We start from the raw sequence: 1,505 nt of genomic DNA on the forward strand, positions 1-1,505 counted from the left end.
GAAACGCGCAGCTTCGCCGACCTGGAAGCGCACACAAACCAGATCGCGCGCCTGCTGATCGCCTCGGGCGTGCAGCCCGGCAACCGCGTCGGTGTCTGCCAGGAGCGGACACTGGACATGCTGGCCAGTGCAATCGGCACAATGAAAGCCGGCGCAGTCTACGTACCGCTGGACCCGGGCTATCCGGATGAGCGCCTGGCGTATCTGCTGGGCGATGCCGGTATCAGCCATGTGCTGACCGAGGCCTATCTCGCACCGCAACTGCCGCTGCATGATCAGGCGGTGGTTCTGGTGTCCGAGGCCGACGGCCATGACGCCGCGGCGTTCGCCAGTCCGGTCACGCCCGAATCGCCGGCCTACCTGATCTACACCTCCGGCTCGACCGGAGAACCCAAAGGTGTGCTGGTAAGCCATGGTGCGCTGGCCGACAAGTTGGCGGCACTGACGCAGCACTATGCACTGGATGAGACAGACCGCGGTTTATTGTTTGCCTCGATCAGCTTCGACGCCTCGATCAGTCAGTTGCTGGCGCCGCTGAGTGTTGGCGGCAGCGTGGTCCTGCGTCCTGATGGGGTCACCGAGCCGGAAGTATTGCTGGCCCATGTCGCCAGGCAGGGCGTGACCTGGATGCATGTGGTCCCGGCCTACCTGCGTCAACTGCTGGAGGTATCGGGCTGGCCCGATACCCGGCTGCGCCGGGTCACCTGCGGCGGCGATGTGCTCGACCGAGACCTGCAGCAGGCATGGTTCGCACCGGAACGCGAAGGCATCGCCCTGTACAACTCCTACGGCCCCACCGAGATCACAATCACCAGCAGCGTTCACCGGGTGCGCGGCGACGAAACCGTAGTCCCGATCGGCCAACCACTGGCAAACACCCGCTACTGGGTACTGGACGCGCACGGACATGCGCTGCCACGCGGTGCGGTAGGGGAGTTGTGCATCGGCGGCAGCAGTGTTGCCCAGGGGTACTGGGGTCGTGCGGCGCAGACGGGCGAGTGTTTCGTCGAATGTGAACCGGTACCCGGACATCGCGAGCGGCTCTACCGCAGCGGCGACCGAGTGCGCTGGAACGAAGCGGGAGAACTGGAGTTTATCGGCCGCAACGACCACCAGGTGAAAGTCCGTGGCCACCGCATTGAATTGGGCGAGATCGAGACGGCCCTGCAGGCCTGTGAGGGCGTGAGCGGCGCGGTGGTGAAACTCGAACAGGACAGCCTGTGGGCCTACGTCGTGCTGGAAAGCGGCGATCTGTCCGGGATCGAAGCCCAGCTGTCAGAGCGCCTACCCGGGCCCCTGCTCCCCAGCGGCTACGAGCAGTTGGAGGACTGGCCACGGACGCGCAGCGGCAAGATCGACCGCCAGGCACTGGTGCGCGGCCAGTCGGCGGTGCCAAAGCGCCGGGCGCCGGCGAATGCGATTGAAACGACCCTGCTGGAGATCTGGTCGGGGTTGTTGAAGAGCGACGACATCGGGGTCACGGATAACTTTTTCCAGCGCGGTGG

1 protein-coding gene is annotated in these 1,505 nt (G+C 65.3%); it reads left to right on the top strand.

Annotated features, from left to right (window positions below; genetic code table 11):
- The coding region (locus MWN76_RS20830) for an amino acid adenylation domain-containing protein (RefSeq protein ID WP_250465110.1) at positions 1-1,505 on the top strand (1,505 nt) is incomplete at both ends.

Source organism: Microbulbifer litoralis (assembly GCF_023634065.1).
In the GTDB taxonomy this organism is placed as follows: Bacteria; Pseudomonadota; Gammaproteobacteria; order Pseudomonadales; family Cellvibrionaceae; genus Microbulbifer; species Microbulbifer litoralis.